Source organism: Burkholderia sp. AU15512, from assembly GCF_002223325.1.
GTDB lineage: Bacteria > Pseudomonadota > Gammaproteobacteria > Burkholderiales > Burkholderiaceae > Burkholderia.
In genome coordinates, this window is the sequence record NZ_NKEX01000003.1 from 1381814 (window position 1) to 1399597 (window position 17784).

General features: G+C 71.5%; 7 protein-coding genes. 6 read left to right on the top strand and 1 reads right to left on the bottom strand.

Going from position 1 to position 17784, the window contains the following annotated elements; translation table 11 throughout:
- The first annotated feature begins 1 nt into the window (after position 1).
- Genes CFB43_RS09090 through CFB43_RS09110 form a run of 5 tightly spaced genes read left to right on the top strand, consistent with a single transcriptional unit; the run spans position 2 to position 5778 of the window.
- Positions 2–1009 carry a TauD/TfdA family dioxygenase gene (locus CFB43_RS09090; RefSeq protein ID WP_089425380.1) on the top strand — a complete coding sequence of 336 codons (1008 nt, stop codon included), beginning with the start codon at positions 2–4 and terminating at the stop codon, positions 1007–1009.
- The gene (locus tag CFB43_RS09095) at positions 1009–1857 is read left to right on the top strand and encodes an ABC transporter ATP-binding protein (RefSeq protein ID WP_089494817.1); all 849 of its coding nucleotides are present in this window, start codon (positions 1009–1011) and stop codon (positions 1855–1857) included. The genes CFB43_RS09090 and CFB43_RS09095 overlap by 1 nt, the downstream gene beginning before the upstream one ends.
- Entirely contained in the window at positions 1854–3944 is a 2091-nt protein-coding gene (fhuB, locus tag CFB43_RS09100; protein ID WP_089494818.1) for a Fe(3+)-hydroxamate ABC transporter permease FhuB, read from the top strand. The genes CFB43_RS09095 and fhuB overlap by 4 nt, the downstream gene beginning before the upstream one ends.
- Positions 3941–4744 carry a siderophore-iron reductase FhuF gene (fhuF, locus tag CFB43_RS09105; protein ID WP_089494819.1) on the top strand — a complete coding sequence of 268 codons (804 nt, stop codon included), beginning with the start codon at positions 3941–3943 and terminating at the stop codon, positions 4742–4744. Before fhuB ends, fhuF begins: the two co-directional genes overlap by 4 nt.
- Positions 4741–5778, top strand: coding sequence for an ABC transporter substrate-binding protein (locus CFB43_RS09110; RefSeq protein WP_089494820.1), 1038 nt, complete (start codon positions 4741–4743; stop codon positions 5776–5778). Before fhuF ends, CFB43_RS09110 begins: the two co-directional genes overlap by 4 nt.
- 316 nt (positions 5779–6094) lie before the next feature.
- Here the strand turns inward: CFB43_RS09110 and CFB43_RS09115 are convergent, their stop codons facing one another.
- Complete coding sequence (locus CFB43_RS09115) at positions 6095–7840, bottom strand: cyclic peptide export ABC transporter (RefSeq protein WP_089494821.1); 1746 nt, start codon at positions 7838–7840, stop codon at positions 6095–6097.
- 274 nt (positions 7841–8114) lie between these two features.
- On the opposite strand from CFB43_RS09115, the gene CFB43_RS09120 reads away from it, so the two are divergent.
- Positions 8115–17780 carry a non-ribosomal peptide synthetase gene (locus CFB43_RS09120; RefSeq protein WP_089494822.1) on the top strand — a complete coding sequence of 3222 codons (9666 nt, stop codon included), beginning with the start codon at positions 8115–8117 and terminating at the stop codon, positions 17778–17780.
- Positions 17781–17784: the final 4 nt, after the last annotated feature.

A 17784-nucleotide genomic window follows, 5' to 3' on the forward strand; every position in this document is an offset into this window, starting at 1 on the left:
CATGACCCTGCTTTCGTTGCCGACGCTCGACGACCTGCGTATCGAGCCGGGGCTGCCCACCGTCGTGTCGCCGCGCGGCAGTGACGGCATGTCGATCGACGACGTCGCGCCGCTGGCGCGCGAGATCGCGGCCGACACGCTCGAACGGGCGGGCGGCGTGCTGTTCACGGGTTTTCACGTGCCGTCGATCGACGCGTTCCAGCAGTTCGCGGCATCGTTCGGCGATCCGTTGATCGGCTATGAATACGCATCGACGCCGCGCAGCCAGGTCGAGGGCGCGGTCTACACGTCGACCGAATATCCGCCGCACCGCGCGATTCCGCTGCACAACGAGCAGTCGTATACGCGCGAATGGCCGCTGCGGATCTGGTTCCACTGCGCGCTCGCCGCGCCGAAGGGCGGTGCGACGCCGATCGCGGACAGCCGCGCCGTCTATCGCGCGCTCGATCCGGCGTTGATTGCGCGTTTCGAGAAGCGCGAGCTGCTGTACGTGCGCAATTTCGGGCAGGGGCTCGACCTGCCGTGGCAGCAGTCGTTCGGCACCGACGAGCCGGCCGAAGTCGAACGGATGTGCGCGGCGCGCGGCATCGAATGCGCATGGCGCACCGACGACGACGGCGAACTGCTGCTGCGTACCCGCGAACGCTGCCAGGCCGTCGCGCGGCATCCGCGCACGGGTGACCGCGTGTGGTTCAACCAGGCGAACCTGTTTCACCTGTCGGCGCTCGACGACGACATGCAGGAAGCGCTCGTCGACGCGGTCGGGCTCGAGAACGTGCCGCGCAACGTGTATTACGGCGATGGCGAACCGCTCGAAGCCGACGCGCTTGCGGAGATCCGCGGCGTGCTCGACCAGCAGCGCATCGTGTTCCCGTGGCGCACGGGCGACGTGCTGATGCTCGACAACATGCTGACCGCGCATGCGCGCGACCCGTTCGAGGGGCCGCGCAAGGTCGTCGTCGCGATGGCGCAGAGCTATACGGTCCCGCGCGGCCGAACGGAGGATTGATGACGCGTCGTACCGCCGCGCTTGCCGCGCGCGGGCTGTCGGTAGGGTATCGCGACCATGTCGTGATCGACGGGCTGGACCTGTCGATCGCGGCCGGCCGCGTAACCGCGCTGTGCGGACCGAACGGCTGCGGCAAGAGCACGCTGCTGCGCACGCTCGCGGGCCTGCAGCCCGCCCGTGCCGGCCATGTCGAAGTCAATGGCCGGCCGCTTGCGGCGTTTCGCCGTCGCGCGCTCGCGCGCGAGCTGACGATGCTCGCGCAGTTCAACCAGATTCCGTCGGGCCTCACCGTGCGCGAGCTCGTCGCGTACGGGCGCTATGCGTACGGCGGCTTCCTGCGCGGCCTGTCGCGGGCCGATCACGCGGCGATCGACGAGGCGCTCGAGACGAGCGGCCTCGCGGGCGACGCGGACCGTGACGTCGGCGCGCTGTCGGGTGGCGAGCGTCAGCGCGCGTGGATCGCGATGGCGCTCGCGCAGCAGGCGCCGATCGTGCTGCTCGACGAACCGACGACCTATCTCGACATCCATCACCAGCTCGACATCCTCGATGCGCTGCGCACGCTGAACCGCACGCGCGGGCTGACGATCGTGTGGGTGCTGCACGACCTGAACCAGGCGGCCGCGTACAGCGATGAAATCGTGCTGATGCGCGCGGGGCGCCTCGTCGCGCAGGGCACGCCCGACGCGATGCTCGATCCGGCGCGGCTGCGCGCGGCGTTCGGCGTCGAGATGCTGAAGCTTTCGCATCCGCAGACGGGCGCGCCGATGTGCGTGCCGGCCTACGGGCCGACGACCGACGGCGTGCCGCAGGCGGCCGGCGTCTTCGACCGGGATCTCGCGGTATGACGACGTTCGCGATGCGCAAGCGCCTCGCGGCGGCGGGGAAGGGCACGGCATCGGGCCGGGCCGGCGCGATCGCGTTCGGCCTCGTCACGTTGATCGCGCTGCTCGCGGCGCTGCGCGTCGCGCCCGATCTGCGCGTGTGGTGGGACGCGGTGCCCGGTAGCGATGCCGCCGCGCTCGCGCACGTGTTCCTGTTCGACCTCAACCTGCCGCGCGTCGCGGCCGCGCTCGTCGCGGGCGGCTGCCTCGGCATCGCGGGCGCGCTGTTCCAGTCGCTCACGCGCAATCCGCTCGCGTCGCCCGACCTGCTCGGCGTGACGGGCGGCGCCCAGCTCGGCCTGCTCGCGGCGATGCTCGTGCCGGCGCTGGCCGGTGTCGCATCGGTGCCGCTGCTGTTCGTCTGCGGGCTGGCCGCGGCCGCCTGCGCGATCGTCGCGGCCGGCGGCTGGCGCGCGACGCCGTTGCGCCTCGTGCTCGCGGGCAGCGTGTGCATGCTGCTGTTCGCGGCGCTGTCGACGCTCGTGCTCGCGTTCTTCGAGCAGAACATCGCGGGCGCCGCGCTGTGGACCAACGGCAGCCTCTACCAGCCGGGCGCGACGGGCCTCGCGCTCGCCGCGCGCTGGCTCGTCGTGCCGCTCGTCGCGTTGCCGTTCGTGATCCGGCCGCTGAATCCGCTCACGCTCGGCGACGATGCGGCGGCCGCGGCCGGCGTGCGCGTCGATGCGACGCGGCTCGCCGCGACGATCGTCGCGGTCGCGTTCACGAGCGTGGCGGTCAGTATCGCGGGCCCGCTGTCGTATGTCGGCCTCGTCGCGCCGAACCTGCTGCGCCAGGTGCGCGGCGCGCGCGCGGCGCGGCTCGGCGTGCTGGTGCCGCTGTCGGCGCTCGCGGGCGGTGCGCTCGTGCTCGTCACCGACAGTGCGGTGCTCGCGTCGGGTCTCGACGCGACGCTGTCGACCGGCGTCGCGATCGCGCTGGTCGGCACGCCGCTGATGCTGGCGATGATCCGGCGCGGCGCCGCGTGGTCGGGCGTGCTGCACGCGGATGCCGAACGCGCATCGGGCGGCGGCTCGACGCGGCTCGTCGGCTGGCTCGAACGGCTCGGCTGGCCGCTGCGCACGGCGCTGTTCGTCGTGGCGGGCGTGCTGATCGTGTTCGTCGGCGTGTCGGCCGGCCCCGAGTGGCTGTCGATCGCGCGCTGGTCGGCTGCGCTGTCCGGCCACGATGCGCTCGCGCGGATGCTGATCGACCTGCGCATGCCGCGCCTGTTGTGCGCGCTGCTTGCCGGCGCGTTGCTGGCGGTGAGCGGCGTCGCGATGCAAAGCGTCGTGCGCAATCCGCTCGCGGGCCCCGAAGTGCTCGGCGTCACGCAGGGCGCGGGGCTCGTCACGCTGTTCGCGTTGTCGACGTGGCCGCTGATGGGCCATGTGACGCTCGCCGCGGCCGCGCTGATCGGCGGCGGGCTGTCGCTCGCGGTCACGCTCGCGTTGAATCACCGGCATCGCTATGCGCCGCTCGCGGTGGCGTTGACGGGTATCGTGATCGGCGCGCTGTGGACCACGCTCGCGCAATGGCTGATCACGCAGGAAAGCGTGCAGCCCGCGCGCTTCGTCGTGTGGCTCGTCGGCGGTACCTATGGCCGGAGCTGGGGCGAGGTGTCGATGCTGCTGCCGTGGTGCGTGCTCGCGGTGCCCGTGTTCGCATGGCTCGCGAAACCGCTCGACATGCTCGCGCTCGGCGACGACCAGGCGGCCGCGCTCGGCCTGCCGGTGGCCGCGTTGCGGCCGCTCGCGCTGACGATCGCGACGCTCGCCGCGTGCGCGGCTGTCGCGGCGGTCGGGCCGGTCGGTTTCATCGGGTTGATGGCGCCGCACGTCGCGACGATGCTCGGCGCGCGCCGGCACCGGACGCGGCTGTGGCTCGCGGCCGCGTGCGGCGCGCTGATCCTCGGCGTGGCGGATCTCGCGGCGCGTACGGTCGTCGCGCCGCGCGAAGTGCCGGCCGGCGTGCTGACCGCGCTGATCGGCGCGCCGTACCTGCTCGGACTGCTGATCCTCGAGGGGCGCCGCGCCCGGCGCGCAGGGCGATGACGCCCGCGCTCGACGACGCGCGCGCCACGCGTTTTTCGACGTTCGCGCCGGAACCGTTCGCCGAACACCTCGACGTCGTCTGGCTTGGCATGCCGGACGACGCTCACGATGCGCCGGGCCGGATCGTCGTACCCGTCAGCACGCTGCCCGATCACCGCGAGGCAATCCTCGACGCGATGGTCGGCCATTACGGCGGCGATCCGGCGCAGCATGCGCGCGCGCTGATGTCGCAATGGAGCAAATACTATTTCGGTCGCGCGGCGCCGGCCGGCGTCGTCGCCGCGCTGACGCTCGGCCGGCCGCTCGACATGTCGCCGGAGCGCACGTTCGTCGCGCTCGACGACGGAATGCCCGCCGCGCTGTACTTCCCGCACGATGCGCTCGGCGTACCGTGCGACGACCCGGCGCCCCGCTATGGGGGGCTCGTCGCGCATCTCGGCGCGGTGATCGACCTGCTCGCGGCGATGGGCCGCGTCACGCCGCGCGTGCTGTGGAGCAACGCGGGCAACCTGCTCGACTATCTGCTCGATACGTATCGTGCGCTGCCATGCGCGGCCGATCCCGTCCGCGATGCGGACTGGCTGTTCGGCTCGCGCTGCGTGCATGGCGAGCCGAATCCGCTGCGCGTGCCCGTGCGCGATGCCGTGCCGCGCTCGGCGCTGCTGCCGACGCCGTTTCGTGCGCGCCGCGTGTGCTGCCTGCGCTATGAAATTCCTGGAGAAACGCAACTGTGTGGAAGCTGCCCCCTGCTACTGACGATGGACGACGCGGCGCTGGCCGAGCAGGACGCGATCCGGTGATGGACGCCGGCCGCCGGCACGCGCTCGGCACACTCGCGGCGCTCGGCGCCGCGTGCTGCGGCGCGCTTGCCGCATCGTCCGGCGCGGTTGCCGCGACCCTCGATGCCCATCGCGAGCAGGGCGCGCGTGCGCCGGGGGCGGTGTCGCTGGCCGGTAACCCCGTCGTGTCGCAGGCGAGCGCGACGATGCCGGTGCGCCCGCAGCGCGTGGTCGCGCTCGACTTCATGTTCGCGGAAAGCGTGATCGCGCTCGACCTCGTGCCGGTCGGGATGGCCGATACCGCGTTCTATCCGGGCTGGCTCGGCTATCAAAGCGAGCGGCTCGCGAACGTGACCGACATCGGTTCGCGTCAGGAGCCGGGCCTCGAGGCAATTGCAGCGGTCAAGCCGGACTTGATCATCGGTGTCGGTTTCCGGCATGCGCCGATCTTCGACGCGCTCGACCGAATCGCACCGACGATCCTGTTCCAGTTCAGCCCGAATGTGTCCGATGGCGGCGTGCCGGTCACGCAACTCGACTGGATGCGGCAGATCTTCCGGACGATCGGTGCGGTCACGGGGCGCGACGCGCGCGCGCAGGCGGTCGATGCGCAGCTCGATGCGGGCATCGCGCGCAATGCGGCGCGGCTCGCGGCCGCGGGCCGCAAGGGCGAGCGCGTCGCGCTGCTGCAGGATCTCGGCTTGCCCGACCGCTACTGGGCGTATACCGGCAACAGCACGTCAGCGGGGCTCGCGCGGGCGCTCGGGCTCGACCCGTGGCCGAAGAAGCCGACGCGGGAAGGCACGCTGTACGTGACGTCGGCCGATTTACTGAGGCAGCGCGAGCTGGCCGTGCTGTTCGTGACCGCGTCGGGGCTGGACGTGCCGCTTTCCGCGAAACTCGATTCGCCGGTGTGGCGCTTCGTGCCCGCGATGAAGGAACACCGGATCGCGCTCATCGAACGCAACATCTGGGGGTTTGGCGGACCGATGTCGGCGCTGAAGCTGGCCGACGTGATGACCGATACGATGCTGAAGCTGCCGGCCATGCGTTGAGCCGAGTGCGCGGCGGTCGATCGGCGGACGACGCTGCTTCGACTTCGACGGGCAGGGCATTGTGGTCGGCCTGCGCGCGCCACGCGGCGATCCGGCTCGACCCGGCCGCGTGGCCGGCGGTCGCGCTCGATGTGATGCGCTTCGGTCGAGCGGCGTCCTTGCCGACGGCGGCCGCTGCAAGTGCGCGGGACGCGCGGTGAATCGCCCCAGGCGTTCTGCGGTCGCGCAACGCGCCAGCCACATCGCTTCCTGAAACGAAAATCGCCGACGCACTGCCCTTGCAGCACGTCGGCGATTTTTTCCATCGACTGTCGAATTACGCGCTCAGCGCATCGACACCATCCTGCGCGCGAGACCGCGCCGGCATCGTATCGCTGACGATGCGCCCGTTGTCGAGCTTCAACAGACGGTCGGCGAGATCGAAGTAGCGGTCGTCGTGCGTGATCACGATCACGGCCTTGCCGCGCGCCCGCAGCTCGGGCAGCAGTTGCTCGTAGAACACGGCCTTGAACGACGGGTCCTGGTCGGCCGCCCATTCGTCGAACAGGTAGAACGGCCGGTCCTCCAGGTACGCGACGACGAGCGCGAGCCGCTTGCGCTGCCCGGTCGACAGTGCGCGGGTCGAGAATGCGCCGTCGACCACCTTCACCTTGTGGTCGAGCGCGAGCTTCGCGACCAGCGCGTTCGCGCGCGCATCGGCCTGCGCACGGGACGGATCGTCGGGATCGACGATGCCGAGCAACGCATCGAACAGGTGGAAATCGTTGAACACCGCGCTGAAGCGCTGCCGGTACGCGGCGCGCTCGCGCCAGCCGATCGTGCGGCCGTCGACCTCGATCGTGCCTTCCTCGGGTTCGTAGAGGCCCGTCAGCACCTTCGCGAGCGTCGTCTTGCCGCTGCCGTTGCCGCCGACGATGAACACGAGCTCGCCCGGCTGGATCGTCAGGTTGATCGGCCCGATGCTGAACATCCGTTCGTCGCGTTCGTGGAAGTACGCATGCGTGACGCCGCGCAGCGTGACGGCGCCGGCCGGCGGCACGTCGGGGGCGTCGGACGCGGGCGGCACCGTGCGCAGCGCGCCGAATTCGGCCATCACGCCTTCGATCCGCGTGAGCGACACGCGGGCCGCGTTGACGGTCGGCAGGTTGTTCAGCAGCCCGTCGAGCGGCACGAGCATGAACAGGAACACGACGACGTAGCCGGCGGCCGCGGCCGGATCGGCATGCACGCCGAGCTGCGGCCAGAACGACGCGATGCCGAGGAATACATAGAACAGGAAGATGATCCAGCCGACGCCGACCGCATACGCGCTGAACGCGCGGCGGCGGTGGTCGCGCACTTCGCCGATCGCGGCGCCGAGCTGGCCGTCGACGAACTGGCGGGCACGTTCATCGTGTAGCTTCAGCTCCTTCGCGCCGGAAAACAGCGAGCCGAGATAGCCGAACAGCCGATCCTGCGCCTGGCCGGCCGCTTCGAGCGATGCGATCGCGCGGCGGTCGCCGGTGTGATAGCCGAGCGAACCGGCGATGATCGCGGCCAATGCCAGCAGGCACACCGGCCACGACAGCCACGCGAGATAGCCGAGGCAGCCGAACACGATCGAGCCGTGCATGACGAGATTCGGCAGCGCGAAGAACAGCATCGACACATTGGTGGCGTCGTCGGTCAGCACCGACTGCACGGGCGCCGCGCCGATCCGCTCGATGTCGCGCAGCTCGGCCGCGCCGACGCGCCGCGCGAGATGCACGCGCAGCCGCGCCATCGTGTCCTGCGACAGGCGGGCGAACAGCGTGCCGGACACGATCCGCGTGACGAGTGCGATCACCGCGCACAGCGCGAAGCGCCACGCGAGCGACGCGTCGGCCGCGCCCGGCTGGGAGAGCGCGCGGTTCAGCGTCGCGACGAGCAGCACGCTCGCGGCGCCGTTCAGCACGCACGCGGTGAGCGCCAGCGCGAGCGACACGCGGCTTTCGCGCAACAGCGCAAGGATCAGGCGCGCCGCGGGGCGGCCGGGGGAAGCGTCGAGGGACGGCGGGGAAGAAGGCTCGTGGGCGGCTGTCATCGGCAACGTCGGTAAAGGGAAGGCAAGCGAAAACGCGGAAACGGCAAAACTGATGCGAAAGCGGCGGACGAGGCGGGGCCCCGTTCCGGCTTTCCTCCCTGATAGACGAACGGGCCGCGCAAATATTTAGCGGCCCGTTCAAAAAAAAGCGTCCGCACGCGCTTTGCGCACAAAACGGTAAAAAATCGGCCGCGCCGTTCGTCACACCAGTGAAGCCGCCCCCAAGCGGCCCCGAGACTTGGCCGAAGCGGCCGGACCGAAGGACTTCACGCACATGACGAGTTTCCCGACTGCGCTGCATCACCGAATCCGCGAACTGGCGCGCGTCGCGCCCGACGCACCCGCCATCGCGGTCCCTTTCCAGAATGACTTGCGCCTGTCGCGCGGCGCGCTCGACGCGCGGGCGTCGCGGCTGGCCCGGCAACTGCGCGCGGCCGGCGTCGGCGCGGAAGTGCGGGTAGGCGTGTGCGTCGAGCGCTCGGCCGACCTGTTCGTCGCGCTGCTGGCCGTGCTGAAGGCGGGCGGCGTGTTCGTGCCGCTCGATCCGCGTCATCCGGCCGCGCGCCTCGACTGGATCGTCCAGGATGCGCAGTTGCGCCACGGGATCGTCGACGCGGCCGGCCGCGCGGCGCTCGGCACGCCGTTCGACCACACGTTTGACGCGGCCGACGGCGCGGCGGAAGGGCAGGAGATCGTTGCGGATGACGAAGCAGTGCCCGTCCACCCGCGTGCGGCCGCCTACATGATCTATACGTCAGGTTCGACGGGCACGCCGAAGGCGGTCGTCGTCGAACACGGGCCGCTCGCCGCGCACTGCGACGCGCTCGCGGCCGCACTGCCGATCGAGGCGGGCGACCGCCTGCTGCATTTCGCATCGGTCAATTTCGACGCCGCGCACGAATGCTGGCTGGCGCCGCTCGCGACCGGCGCCAGCATCGTCGTGGCGCCGCCGCAGCCGTTCGCGCCGGATGCCGCGCATGCGCTGCTGGTGAATGAATCGGTCAACGTGGCCGCGTTCCCGCCCGCATACCTGCGCGAATTCGCGGCGGTGGCTGCACGCGACGGCGTGCCGCCGGCCCTGCGCGTGCTCGCGTTCGGCGGCGAAGCACTGCCGCAGCAGGCGTTCGAATTCGTGCGCGGCACGTTCCCGTCGGTACGCCTGATCAACGGTTACGGGCCGACCGAGGCCGTGATCTCGCCGATGCTGTGGCCGGTCGAGCCGGGCGAGACGCCGGTGCTGGCCGCCGACGATGCGTATGCGTCGTTGCCGATCGGCCGCGTGATCGGGCCGCGCGTCGCGCGCGTCGACGGCGGCGAGGCCGATGGCGTGGGTGAGCTGCTGCTGGGCGGCGTCTGCGTCGCGCGCGGCTATCACGGCCGCCCGGCGCTGACGGCCGAACGCTTCATTCCCGATGCGGACGGCGAACCTGGTGCGCGCGTGTACCGCACCGGCGACCTCGCACGGCTGCGCGACGACGGCGCATTCGATTACCTTGGCCGCCTCGACGACCAGGTTCAGGTGCGCGGCGTGCGTGTGGAGCCCGCTGAAATCGCTGCGTGCCTGCGCTCGCATCCGGCCGTGGCCGATGCGGCCGTGGTCGCCGAAACCGGCAACGGGCCGACGCGGCTGATCGCATGCGTCGCGCTGCGCACGGCGGCCGATGATGCGGCGCTGAAAGCGCATGTGGCCGCGCAACTGCCGGCCGCCTGGCAGCCGCACCGGTTCGTGCGGTGCGATGCGCTGCCGTATACGCTGAACGGCAAGCTCGATCGTGCCGCGCTGCGCGAGCAGATCGCCGCCGCGCGCGACACCGCGCAAGGCAGCGGCGACGCACCGCGCACGCCGACCGAACAGCAGATCGCCGGCCTCTGGCAGACGCTGCTCGGCCTCGACGTCACGCCGTCGCGTGACGATCGTTTCTTCGCGCTGGGCGCCGATTCTCTTGCGGCGATGCAGTTGCAGGCCGCGATCCGTGCCGAAGTACGCGTGAACCTGCGGCTCGACACGCTGTTCGCCGATCCGGCGCTCGTCGAACTGGCCGAAGCGGTCGACCGTGCGGAACGCGAAACCGGCGAGCCGCTGGCCACGATTTCCGCACGCCGTGTACCGGCCGATGCGGCCGTGTCCACCGCACCGTATGTCGACCGCGCCGCATCGCTCGCCCAGCAACGTTTCTGGGTGCTTGCGCAAACGCGCGATGCAAGCGCCGCGTATCACATCGCCGCACACTGGACGATCGACGGCACGCTCGATCGCGCGGCGCTGCAGCGCGCGCTCGATCACGTGATCGGACGCCACGAAGCCTGGCGCACGACGCTCGTCGACAACGACGACGGCGTCGTGATGCAGCGGATTCATGCCCATCTGCCGGTGTCGATCGCCGACCTCGACCTGCGCGACCAGCCGCCCGCCGCGCGGGACGCGCAAGCCGCCCGTCTCGCCGAGCGCGAGGCGGCCGAGCCGTTCGATCTCGCACGCGGCCCGCTGCTGCGCGCGACGCTGGTCGCACTCGCCGACGACCGTCACCGTCTGCTGCTGACCGCCCATCACGCGATCACCGACGGCTGGAGCTCGCGCTGCGCGTTCGACGAACTGTCGGCCGCCTATCGCGCGTATGCCGAGGGCCGCGAGCCGTCGCTGCCCGACCTGCCGATCCAGTACGCCGACTACGCGGACTGGCAGCGCGACATGCTGGCCGGCGGCGAGGGCGAGCGGCAGCTCGATTACTGGCGCGGCGCGTTGCGCGACGTGCCGGGCCCGCTTGCGCTGCCGGTCGATCGCCAGCCGGGCGCCACACGCACGCTGCAAGGCGCGCGCGTGTCGGTGCGGCTGCCCGACGCGGTCGCGGCCGACGTGCGGCAACTCGCGCGCGACGCGCAGGCAACGGTCTTCACGGTGCTGCTGGCCGGGCTCGACGCATGGCTGTCGCGCCTGACCGGCGCAACGGACGTCGTCGTCGCGGTGCCGGTCGCGCATCGCCAGCGCCCGGAAACCCGTGCGCTGCTCGGGCTGTTCCTGAATACGGTCGCGCTGCGTGTGCACGTGGCGCCGACGCTGCCGTTCCGTGCGCTCGTCGATGCGACGCGCACGGCGGCACTCGATGCGGTCGCGCATCAGGACGTGCCGTTCGAGCGTGTCGTCGATGCGGTGAAGCCGCCGGTCAAGCGCGGCGACGAATGGCTGCGCGTGAAATTCGCACAGCAGTTCGACGCGCGGCACGACAGCGTGCTGCCGGGCGCGACGGCCGTTGCCACGCCGGGGCCCGACCTCGCTGCACGCTTCGATTTTGCCGTGGATTTCACCGACGATGCGAATGGCATCGAACTGGTCGCGGCCTATGCGACCGACTGCATCGACGCCGACACCGCGCGGGCGTGGCTCGACAGCTACGCGGCGCTCGTCGGTGCGGCCGCGCGCGATCCCCACCAAACGACGGCCGTATTGCCGTGCGACGCGTCGGCCGCTTCGCGCCAGCCGCGCGACGGGCGTGCGCTGCGCGTCGAACATGCGGACATCGTCGCCGCGTTCGCGCGGCAGGCGGCCGCGTATCCGCACCGCATTGCGCTCGCCGATGCGTCGCCGTCGCTGACGTTCGCCGAACTCGACGATGCGTCGAACCGGATCGCCCGCGCGCTGACCCAGCGAGGCGTGGCCGCCGAAGCATCCGTCATCGTCTGCATCGAACGCTCGGCGCGCTTCGTCGTCGGCCTGCTCGGCGCGCTGAAGGCCGGTGCGCTCGCCGTGTTGCTCGATCCCGCGCAGCCTGCCGCGCGACTGGCCGCGGCGGCAGCGGACTGCGGCGCGCGCTGGGCGCTCGTCGCGGCCCCGGCCGCATGGCCTGCCGGCATCGACGCACAGCCGCTCGACGTCGACGCGCTCGCGCAGGACGCGACGCTCGCCCACGCCACCGGCGTGCGCCTCGCACCGCATCCGGAGCAGGGCGCGTACCTGATCTATACGTCGGGCTCGACCGGCACGCCGAAGGGCGTCGTCGTGTCGCACGGCGCGCTGGCCGACTACGTGCAGGGGATGCTCGACGAACTCGCGTTCGCCCCGGACGCGTCGTTCGCGATGGTGTCGACCGTCGCGGCCGACCTCGGCCACACGACGCTGTTCGGCGCGCTGTGCGCAGGCCGCACGCTGCACCTGCTGCCGGCCGCCTGCGCGTTCGATCCCGACCTGTTCGCCGAAGAAATGCGCCGCCGCGACGTCGGCGTGCTGAAGATCGTGCCGAGCCACCTGCAAGCGCTGCTCGATGCACGTGTGCCGGCCGACGTGCTGCCGCGCCACGCGCTCGTGACCGGCGGCGAAACGCTCACGTGGGCGCTCGTCGCGCGCCTGGCCGCGCTGGCCCCGGCCTGCCGCGTGATCAACCACTACGGGCCGACCGAAGCGACCGTCGGCGCGATCGCCTGCGACACGGCGTCGATCGCCGCCGACGCGCGCGATCCGGCGAGCGGCGTGCCGCTCGGCCTGCCGCTGCCGAATGCGCGCGCGCTGGTGCTCGACGCGTTCGGCGCGTGCGTGCCGGCCGGCGCGACAGGCGAGCTGTATCTGGGCGGGCCGGGCGTCGCGCGCGGCTACCTGGGGCGTCCGGCGCAGACCGCCGAGCGCTTCGTACCCGATCCGTTCACGCCCGGCGCGCGGCTGTATCGCACCGGCGACCGCGTGCGCCTGCGCGCGGACGGCCGCCTCGCGTTCCTCGGCCGTATCGACGACCAGGTGAAGATTCGCGGCTATCGCGTCGAACCGGGCGAGGTGAGTGCGGCGGTGCGCGCGGCCGGCCCGGTCGCGCAGGCCGAAACGCTCGCGATCGAACACGACGGCCGTCTGCGGTTCGCGACGTTCGTCGTGATGCGCGACGGTTCGACATTCGACGAGGCGGCCCTGCGCGCGGCGCTTGCCGCAAAGTTGCCCGACTACATGGTGCCCGCGCAATTCGTCGCACTCGCACGCCTGCCGGTGACCGCGAACGGGAAGATCGATCGCGCTGCGTTGCGCGAACTGGCGGCCGCGCCGGTCGTGACGGCCTCCGGCGATGCGCCGCAGGGCGCGGTCGAAACGGTGCTCGCCGAAGTCTGGCAGGCCGTGCTGAAGGCGCCGAAGGTCGGCCGCGACGACAACTTCTTCGAGCTCGGCGGCGATTCGATCCTCGTGCTGCAGGTGATCGCCCGTGCACGCAAGCGCGGTGTGCGCTTCACGCCGAAGCAACTGTTCGACGGCCCGACGGTCGCCGAACTCGCGCGTGTCGCGAAGACGGAGGACGTGACTGCCGCTGCCGCCGTGAAACCTGCGGTCGCAGCCGCTGCCGGCGCGCCGGTGACGGCGCAGGTCCTCACGCCTGCCCAACAGCGCTTCTTCGCGCTCGATATCCCGCATCCGGGTCACTGGAACCAGTCGGTCACGTTCGACGTACGCGGGCCGTTCGACGCCGACGCATTCGCGCGCGCGTTCGACGCGTTGCTGACGCATCACGACGCGTTCCGCCAGCGTTTCGCGCGCGGCGCGGACGGCACGTGGCACGCCAGCGATGCGGCAAAGCCGTACGACGCGCTGCCGTTCGTCGAAGTCGCCGCCCGCGACGCAGCCGACGCGCTCGCGCGCTTCGACGCATTGCAGCGCCGTCTCGACCTCGGCCGCGGGCCGCTTGCCTGCGCCTGCGCGGCACGCTTGCCGGACGGCTCGACGCAGCTCTATCTCGCGATTCACCATGCGATCGTCGATGGCGTGTCGTGGCGCATCCTGCTCGACGACCTGGACACGGCCTATCGCGCCGCATGCGAACGCGCGCCGGTCCGGCTGTCGCAGCCGGGCCTGCGTGCGGATGCATGGGCGGTACGGCTTGCCCGTGCGGCAACGGAACCGGCATCGCCGTTCGCGGCCGAGGCCGCGTACTGGGCCGGCATGGCGCAGGGCGACGACATCGTGCCCGATCATCCCGACGCAGCGGCGACGAACGCCGATGCGGCCGCTGTCGTGCAGACGATCGACGCGGCCTTGACGCGCGCGGCGCTCACCGACGCGCACGCGGCTTATCGCACGCAGACGATCGAACTGCTGGGCGCGGCGCTCGCACGGGCGCTGGCCGGCGTGAGCGGTGCCGCATCGTGCCGAGTCGAACTCGAAGGGCACGGCCGCGAGGCGCTGTTCGACGACGTGGATGCCAGCCGCACGATCGGCTGGCTGACGAGCCATTACCCGGTGACGCTGCCGGTCGCGGCCACGGCAAGCGACACGCTCTGCGCGGTCAAGGACGCGCTGCGCGCGGTGCCGCACAAGGGGCTCGGCTTCGGCGTCCTCGCGCACTACGGCGATGCGACGACGCGTGCGGCGCTGGCCGCCGTGCCGCGTCCGCGCGTCACCTTCAACTATCTCGGCCAGTTCGACGCGCCGCGCGATGCCACGCTCGTGCCGCGCTTCGGCGGCACCGGCGTCGAGCGCGATCCACAGGGGCCGCTCGGCAATACGCTCGCGATCCACGCGTACCTCGACACGGATCGCGACGGCGCTCGCACGCTGAAAGTGCACTGGGTCTACGGCGCACCGCAATTCGAGCGCGCGACGATCGACGCATTCGCCGAACGTTTCGCGGCGGCGCTGCGCGAACTCGTCGACGCCTGCGCGTCGCGTATGGCGCATCGAGGCGGTGGCGCGACGCCGGGCGATTTCCCGCTCGCGCAGGCCGCCGGGCTCACGCAGGCCGCGATCGAGCGCACGCCGCTCGACTGGCGCACGATCGACGACGTCTATCCGTTGTCGCCGATGCAGCAGGGCATCCTGTTCCATGCGCTGTTCGCCCCCGGTCACGCCAGCTACGTGAACCAGCTCGTCGCGACCGCGGCAGCACTTGACGCCGACCGGTTCACGGCCGCGTTCGACGCGTCGATCGCACGCCATGACATCCTGCGCACGAGCGTGATGCCGGACGAAGCCGCGCCGCTGCAGTGCGTGCATCGCCACGCGCAAATGCCGGTCGAACAGCTCGACTGGCGCACGCGTGGCGACACGTTCGATGCCGATTTCGACGCCTGGCTCGCCGCCGATCGCGCACGCGGCTTCGACTGGCGCGAGCCGCCGCTGATGCGGCTCACGCTGATCCGTGTGAGCGATGACGCGTGGCGCGTCGTGTGGACGCGTCACCACGTGCTGCTCGACGGCTGGAGCACCGCGCGCCTGCTCGCCGACGTGTTGCGCGACTATCGCGACCCGGACGCCGTGTCGCCGTTCGCGAGCCGTCCGGCGCTGCGTTATCGCGACTTCATCGCGTGGCTCGGCACGCGCGACCGCGACGCCGACGAGCGTTTCTGGACCGAACGCCTCGCACGCCTCGACGCACCGACGCTGATCGCGGAACGCACGGCCGACCGCGCGGATGCCGACATGGTCACGTGGCGGGCGACGCTCGATGCCGACACGCTGACGCGTGTCGCGCAGACGGCGCGCGCACTGAAGCTGACGGTCAACACGCTGGTGCAGGGCGCGTGGGCGCTCGCGCTGCAGCGGATGACGCACCAGCCGGCCGTCGCGTTCGGCGCGACCGTCGCGGGCCGCCCCGATGCCCTCGCGGACGTCGATTCGGTGCTCGGTCTCTTCATCAACACGCTACCGGTGATCACGGCGCCCGCGCCGCAGCAACGCGTGGCCGACTGGCTGCAAACGCTGCAACGCGAGAACGCGGCCGCCGCCGAGCACGCGCACACGCCGCTCGCCGACATCCAGCGCTGGGCGCGCGGCGCGGGCGGCGCACTGTTCGACACGCTGGTCGTGTTCGAGAACTACCCGGTCGACGACACGGCGCGCGACGCCGATCCGCGCGCACTCGCATTGAGCGACGTGCGCAGCATCGAATCGACCGATTTCGCGCTGACGCTGGTGATCGAGAGCGGTGCCGAACTGACGATCGACTACGGCTACGACACCGCGCGCGTCGACGCGCGGCAGGTCGAGACCTGGCACCGCGCGTTCGTGTGCGCACTCGATGCACTGGCCCGCACGCCGGATGCGCGGCTCGGCACGCTGTCGATCGCCGACGAAGCCACCCGTGACGCACTGGCGCGGGCGCAAGACACCGCGCAAGCATGGCCGGCGTCGCGGCAACCGCCGCTGCACCTGCAATTCGCCGATGCGGCACGGGCGACGCCCGACGCGATCGCGCTCGAATACGCGGACGTTCACGGTGGCGTGCATCGCGCGACCTATCGCGAACTCGACGTCAGCACATCACGCATCGCGGCTGCGCTCCGCCGGCGCGGCGTGCAGCCCGACACGCCGGTCGCGCTGTGCGTCGAGCGCTCGTTCGACATGGTGATGGCGCTGGTCGGCGTGCTGAAGGCCGGCGCGGCGTACCTGCCGATCGATCCCGACTATCCGGCCGAGCGCATTGCCTACATGCTGCGCGACGCGCGGCCGGCCGTGGCGATCACGCAGGCCCATCTGCGCGAGCAGGTCGAGGCCGCGCTCGGCGAGGGCGTCGCGACACAGCTGCTGACGGTAGCGGACCTGCTTGCCGACGAAGCCGAAAGCGACGCTGCCGAGGTGACCGCCGCGATCGACGACGCCCAGCTCGCGTACCTGATCTACACGTCCGGTTCGACCGGCAAGCCGAAGGGCGCGGGCAACACGCACGGCGCGCTCGCGAACCGGATCGCGTGGATGCAGCACGCCTACGGGCTGACGCGCGACGACGTCGTGTTGCACAAGACGCCGTTCGGCTTCGACGTGTCGGTGTGGGAATTCGTATGGCCGCTGGCGATCGGCGCGAAGCTCGCGATCGCCGCGCCCGGCGACCATCGCGATCCGGCGCGTCTCGCGGCCGCGATCCATGCGCACGGCGTGACGGTGCTGCACTTCGTGCCGTCGATGCTCGCCGCGTTCGCCGCGCATCTCGACGATTTCTCGGCCGCCGCGCAGTGCGACAGCGTGCGCCTGATCGTCGCGAGCGGCGAGTCGCTCGCGCCCGAACTCGTCGCGAAGATGGCGCGGCTGCTGCCGAACGCGACGCTCGTGAACCTGTACGGGCCGACCGAAGCGGCCATCGACGTGTCGCACTGGACCTGCGGCCCCGACGATGCGCAGGCGGCCGCGGTGCCGATCGGCCATCCGATCGCGAACCTGCAACTGCACGTGCTCGACGCGGCATGGCAGCCGGTGCCGGCCGGCGCGACCGGCGAACTGTATCTCGCGGGCGCGGGCCTCGCGCGTGGTTATCTCGGCCGTCCGGCGCTGACCGCCGAGCGCTTCGTGCCCGATCCGTTCGTGCCGGGCGCGCGCATGTACCGCACGGGCGACCTCGCACGCCGGCGTGCCGACGGCGCGCTCGACTATCTCGGCCGCGTCGACACGCAGGTGAAGCTGCGCGGCCAGCGGATCGAGCCGGGCGAAATCGAGGCGCTGCTGCGCGCGGCGCCCGGCGTGAACGACGCGGTCGTGATCGTGCGCGACGAGCAACTGATCGGCTATGTCGCACGCGGCGACGCGGGCCCGCTCGACCGGGCGGCGCTACTCGACACGCTGCGCGCGCAACTGCCGGCCTACATGGTGCCGTCGCAACTGATCGAACTCGACGCGTTGCCCGTGACGCCGAACGGCAAGTGCGACCGTCATGCGCTGCCCGCGCCGGTGCGTGAAGCGGCCGCGGAAGTCGCGCTCGCGACCGACACCGAACGCGCGCTCGCCGGGATCTGGCAACGCGTGCTGCACGTGGACGCGATCGGCCGCGACGGCGATTTCTTCCTGCTCGGCGGCCATTCGCTGCTCGCGACGCAGGCCCACGCGCAGGCGAACCTGCACTGGGGGCTCGCGTTGCCGCTGCGCACGCTGTTCGACACACGCACGCTGGCGCGCTGCGCGGAAGCGATCGACGCGGCCTGCGCGGCCCGCGGCGCGACCGATGCGGCGAGCGCGATCGATGCGCTGCTCGGCGAACTGGAAACCCAATAAGGAC

What these genes read in the sequence shown, in the direction of transcription:
- CFB43_RS09090 (WP_089425380.1), top strand. Translation starts at nt 2, where the DNA reads ATGACCCTGCTTTCGTTGCCGACGCTCGACGACCTGCGTATCGAGCCG.
- CFB43_RS09095 (WP_089494817.1), top strand. Translation starts at nt 1,009, where the DNA reads ATGACGCGTCGTACCGCCGCGCTTGCCGCGCGCGGGCTGTCGGTAGGG.
- fhuB (WP_089494818.1), top strand. Translation starts at nt 1,854, where the DNA reads ATGACGACGTTCGCGATGCGCAAGCGCCTCGCGGCGGCGGGGAAGGGC.
- fhuF (WP_089494819.1), top strand. Translation starts at nt 3,941, where the DNA reads ATGACGCCCGCGCTCGACGACGCGCGCGCCACGCGTTTTTCGACGTTC.
- CFB43_RS09115 (WP_089494821.1), bottom strand. Translation starts at nt 7,840, where the DNA reads ATGACAGCCGCCCACGAGCCTTCTTCCCCGCCGTCCCTCGACGCTTCC.
- CFB43_RS09120 (WP_089494822.1), top strand. Translation starts at nt 8,115, where the DNA reads ATGACGAGTTTCCCGACTGCGCTGCATCACCGAATCCGCGAACTGGCG.